Below are 4,902 nucleotides of genomic sequence, written 5' to 3' on the forward strand. Positions count from 1 at the left end.
TCCGCTTCACTCAGCACCAGTGGTGCCTTCGGTCTTCCTCTCATTGTCGCCTCGCTTATTTGCGAACCCTGCAACCCAGGTTAGTACACAACGCAAATAAGGCAATGAATTTTTAACTCGGGATACTAGTTCGTTAGACGCTAATGAGACATCAGGCACGTAAGATGCCCAACGCGAGGAAGGAGTTCAATGCTGACATAAATATTTTGTCCTGTCGTGGTGCACAGGCTCAGACGCGCCGCGCCGAGGCGGCCGATTGCCGCGGATGCCTGCTTGATATAGCAGCGGATGTCAGGTGCGTGGTCCGCCCAATCGATATCGGCGCACGTCGTAGGTGGTGACCCATGCGGGCCGGTAGACTGCGATCAGAGCCGTCGACATGCCGGTGAACCAGGCCTCACCGGTGGCTAGTAGAAGCACGCTGAATGCATAGCCGGCCGGCACTACCGTCATCGAACCGTCGGCAAGCCCGACGTGAATGCCAAGCGCCGCCGCCGCAGTAAGCGACACGGCAATAGCCGGCGAAACAAAGCCCTGGCCGAAGATAAACATGAACATGTTGCGCGGCAGCCAGGCGATGCTGGCGCGCTGAACCAGCGTCGAGATGCCGACAGGCAGTGCGCCGAATATCAGGAAAGTCAGTGCAATGCCCTGCCAGGGGGCGTCGAAAACGACGGCGGCCAGACCGGTGACCACCGCCATCGCAATCAGCGCCAGCGCCCAGTCGAATAGCGTGACGACCAGAGTGGCGCCGAGCAGATGCATGACGGTGCCGTCGTCTAGCCATGCGTTGCTGGCCCACAGCACCGAAATCGCGACAATGATCGCGAGCCAGACGTGCTGCAGCGTGCCGTCCTGAAGTCGTTTGAAAGGGTTTTTCCACAGCGCGAGCGCGACCACTATCGCAGTGGCGATCCAGCCACCGACAGCGACCCAGAACGGAAGCAGTGTGTAGAGGAAACCCATGTATCTCATATTACTCGTTGGACGAAGAAAGGTGTGAGCGGATTCCATGCCAGCCGGCGCAAACGCCGGCGGAATGGTGCGCGCCCTGACGTCGGCATTTGCGCCGGCTGATGTCATGCCGAGCCTTCCGTAGCAGGTTCCGATGCTGAGTCGGCGGGCGGCGGATCGCCAAAGGGCGTGCTCGGTTCGGCGGCCATCGGCTGCGTGTCTGCCGTGTCGTTAGTTGGCAACGGATACTGGAAACGCCGCGGCGTACGGCGCCGCAACGGCACCACGCCGGTTTGCCCCATCACCGGCCGAGCCGGGCTTTCGCCGTCGTTGCGCAGTACTTGCAAATGAGCCGACAGCCAGCCGTTGTAAAGCGCGACCGCGGCCGCGCGATTGGGCGCCCCGAGTTGCTGGAATATGCTGGTTAGATGGATCTTGACGGTTCCTTCGCTGATGCCGAGCGTGCGCGCGATCATCTTGTTCGTGCTGCCCATGTGGACGCAGCGCATGATCTGCTCCTGGCGCGGCGACAGACCGCTGGAAAGCCGGACGCGGCGCGGTGGCGGACTCTTGTCGTCGAATGGGCGGATGACGGCATCCGGAGGCAGTGGGGGATTGAGCGCCAATGCGCCCGCCGGCACATAGTGACCGCCCAGCAGCACCATCTCGAAGGCCCGTACGATCAGGCACGGGTCGGTTTCGCGCGGCACCACGCCGAGCACGCCTTCGTCCATCAGGTCTCGCACGCAGGCGGGCGAAACCTGGTCGGTTAGTACGGCAATGCGCAGGCCCGGGTAGTGGCTGAGCAGGCGTCGGGTATCCGCAACCGACATCCAGTCCTGCCAGTCGATCACCAGCAAGTCGGGCCATTGGCGCTTGAGTGTGCGCTCAACCTGACGCCAATCTTGTGCTTCATTAAAACGCGCTAGCCGGTCGATTTGCCGCAGTAGCGCTTTGAGCCCATCGCGTCGTTCCGCGTCTGAGTTGAGTATCGAGAATCGCATGCCATGTCTCCAGATGAATCGGACGAAGTAGTGCGATGCAGACGAACCGGCGAAGGAGCCGGGCGCGTTGCGATGCGTCACCGGGCCTATGATGACAAATTCCCTTCGATTTGACGGCCTGTCCAAAAGGCATAAGAAGAGCGCCATAAAAAAAGCCCTGCGCGAGGCAGGGCTTATTCATTTCGACGCCAGAACGCTGGCGCCGATGCGTCAATGGAAATGCGGCTGCGCGGGCTCAGCGTCCTCCGGCATTTCGGCGTGGACGATCTCGCCGAGCGGGTCCGCGTAGAGCGGGACGCCGCAGTCGTCGCAATATTCCGGCTCGAAGCGGCCCGCGTGGCGGCGGACATCGGTCACGCCGGTCTCTTTGAGCAACGCGACGATTTCTTCGAGCGGGCCGTCGTTCTCCGCGGCCTGGTCCGCTTCTTCGTCGATGCCGGGTTCGCCGTTCTCGCGGCCGTACAGTGGCCACACGACGCCGTAGATCACGTCATTGCTGCCGCGGCGCGTGAAGCCGACACGGTACTCGTCGATGCGGCGCTCGCCGAAGCCCGCGACAACCGCGCGCAAGTCCTGCGGCGCCGCGCCGATTGTGTCGAATAGGTAGCGCACGGCCGTCCGGACTGTGTGAGGGCGCACACGTTCGTCGGCGTCGCGGCAGGCCGAATAGTACGCATCGGGTAGCAGGCACTCGAATTCGCAGCCGGGAAGCACCAGCGACAAATTGGCACCCCCTTGTGTTGCCCATTGTTCAAGGCATTGCCCACGTTCGATCCGGCTGCCGTGTTCTTCTTCCTGCCAGCGGAACGTCGGCTCGCCGACGGGTGCTGCGACCACGGCCAGCAGGAAACGCGGGTCGGCCAGAATCGGCGAAGTTTCCGGCAATTCGCCGAAATTGAGCTTGACGTTGCCGCCGCCCATTGCTGCTTGAGCGAGCTGCTGGGCAAGGCGCCACGTTTCGACGTGGTGACGTGGCAGTTGATCGATGCTGTACAGGAACGGCGCCATCGCGACACGCGTATTGGCCGCGAGCACATGTGCCTGTAGATGCGCGCGCAATGCGTCGGCTGCGTCGCCTTTGAGCGGGCCGGAAGGAATCATGTAGCGAGTCCAGGCCAGCACGGGCGCGGCGATCAGCAGCGCTTCATGCGGAACACCTTCGTGGTCGACGATGAACGATTCGCTATGCGTTTCCGCCATATCGGCGAGCGCGCCGTAGGCATCTGGGTGGTTTTGCTGAAGATGGTCGAGCGCGGCGTCCAGCGTAGTCTGATTGGCGTTTCGGACGATCTTGGCCAGCAGCGCATCGAGCTTCGCTTCCCAGAAGCGGTCTTCGATGCGGCTGCCCGACGCGAATAGCGCGAGCGAGAGACCGACAAGCTTGTCGGCATCGGGGGGGAGACGTTTGGCGATTCGCGAGCGCATAAATCCGGAAATTGGGGTGCACAGAACCTTATATTCTAGTCTTTTCTCCGCCGCCATATTATTTGGCCGGCAATGCCGAACGGATCGGGACGTTCCGACATGAAAAAAAGCCTGTCTTGATGGCCGTGGAGGGCGTTGCCCGCCAGCTTGGCCTGATGATATAAGACGTCTCCGGCGCGGAGGCTCGCTTCTATACTGACAGCTTTCAGTACGTGCCCGGCAAGCGTGTCTACTCGTCGCCGTGGTCTGGCACAACAGGGGGAATCATTGTGAGATCGGACCAACTGATCGAACGTCTCGCCGCTGTATTCGCTTTGATTGTATTGGTGGGCGGTTCGCTACTCGTACTGGCGCCATTTACGACGGCGCTGCTGTGGGGCGCGATTCTGAGCTATAGCTCGTGGGGCCTATACCGCCGACTGACAACAGCGTTTGGCGGGCGGCGCAAGTGGGCTGCGACGCTGATTGTGATCATTATTCTGGTCGTGGTGCTTGGACCGTTTGTCTATGCGGGTTTTGCGTTCGGCGCGCACGTTCACGAGATTGTCGCGCTGACGGAAAGGCTTTTTGACGCAGGCTTGCCGGATTTGCCGTCGTGGGTCGGGGGGATTCCGCTGGTCGGTTCGAGCATCGAGGCGTTTTGGGAGCACGTGACAAGCAGCAACTCTGAACTGATCGCGCAATTGCGTACGTTGGCGGCGCCGGCCGGCAAGTGGATTCTGGCGGCTGCGATTGCTGTTACGCACGGTCTTGGGTTGTTGGCGCTGAGTATTGTGCTGGCGTTCTTCTTTTATACCGGTGGAGAGGGTGCGGCTGCCTGGTTGAATGCGGGCATGCGGCGGATTGCCGGCGAACGTGCAGACTATCTGCTGGCGCTGGCGGGCGGTACGGTGAAGGGCGTGGTCTACGGAATTCTTGGCACGGCGCTCGTGCAGGGCATCCTTGCCGGCTTCGGTTGTTGGGTCGCCGGTGTGCCGGCGCCAGCGCTGCTCGGGTTGGCGACTTTCTTCCTGTCGGTGATACCAGGCGGCCCGGTGGTCGTATGGTTACCCGCGGCAATCTGGCTGTATCACGGCGGCGCGACCGGTTGGGCAATCTTCCTGATCGTGTGGGGCGTGCTGGTTGTCGGTATGGCCGACAATGTGATCAAGCCGATCCTGATCGGCAAGAATAGCGACATGCCGCTGATTCTGGTAATGCTGGGTATCCTGGGTGGGGCGTTTGCTTTCGGCTTCCTCGGCGTTTTCATCGGCCCGACTTTGCTGGCGGTTGCCTATACCGTGTTGCACGATTGGACGATTGGGGCTCCAACTGCCCGTGCTCCGGAGTCGGGCGTAAAAATGCCAGTCGCCGATGAATCGGGACGCGTAGAAAAGGCGCCTTGAATAAATTCCAGATAACGCTTGCAAGCCTTCGTCCGGCTCGCTAGAATCTCGCTCTTTCGTGCTCCGGACAACGGGGCGCGGGAGGCGGGAGAGCCAGCAGTGGCAAGGCTTTCAGCGAGGCGGGCAGGTTGGAA

Annotated in this window: 4 protein-coding genes; 1 reads left to right on the forward strand and 3 read right to left on the reverse strand. The window is 61.5% G+C overall.

All coding sequences use genetic code 11. The annotated features are described in order from the left end of the window. Nucleotides 1-291: 291 nt before the first annotated feature. The 3 genes from DLM46_RS38660 to DLM46_RS38670 form a co-directional block, all read right to left on the reverse strand. Nucleotides 292-966: an energy-coupling factor ABC transporter permease gene (locus tag DLM46_RS38660; RefSeq protein WP_115110315.1), complete on the reverse strand. Its 675-nt coding sequence runs from the start codon at nucleotides 964-966 to the stop codon at nucleotides 292-294. Between the two features lie 113 nt (nucleotides 967-1,079). Continuing rightward, nucleotides 1,080-1,958: a response regulator transcription factor gene (locus tag DLM46_RS38665; protein WP_115110325.1), complete on the reverse strand. Its 879-nt coding sequence runs from the start codon at nucleotides 1,956-1,958 to the stop codon at nucleotides 1,080-1,082. Nucleotides 1,959-2,168: 210 nt separating this feature from the next. Then, on the reverse strand, nucleotides 2,169-3,383 hold the full coding sequence (locus DLM46_RS38670) for a DUF2863 family protein (protein ID WP_115110318.1): 1,215 nt from the start codon (nucleotides 3,381-3,383) through the stop codon (nucleotides 2,169-2,171). Between the two features lie 269 nt (nucleotides 3,384-3,652). Here DLM46_RS38670 and DLM46_RS38675 point away from each other — a divergent pair, with 269 nt between their 5' ends. Next, a complete protein-coding gene (locus tag DLM46_RS38675; protein ID WP_115110321.1) occupies nucleotides 3,653-4,768 on the forward strand; it encodes an AI-2E family transporter in 1,116 nt (371 codons plus the stop codon). Nucleotides 4,769-4,902: the final 134 nt, after the last annotated feature.

Source organism: Paraburkholderia lacunae (assembly GCF_003353175.1).
In the GTDB taxonomy this organism is placed as follows: Bacteria; Pseudomonadota; Gammaproteobacteria; order Burkholderiales; family Burkholderiaceae; genus Paraburkholderia; species Paraburkholderia lacunae.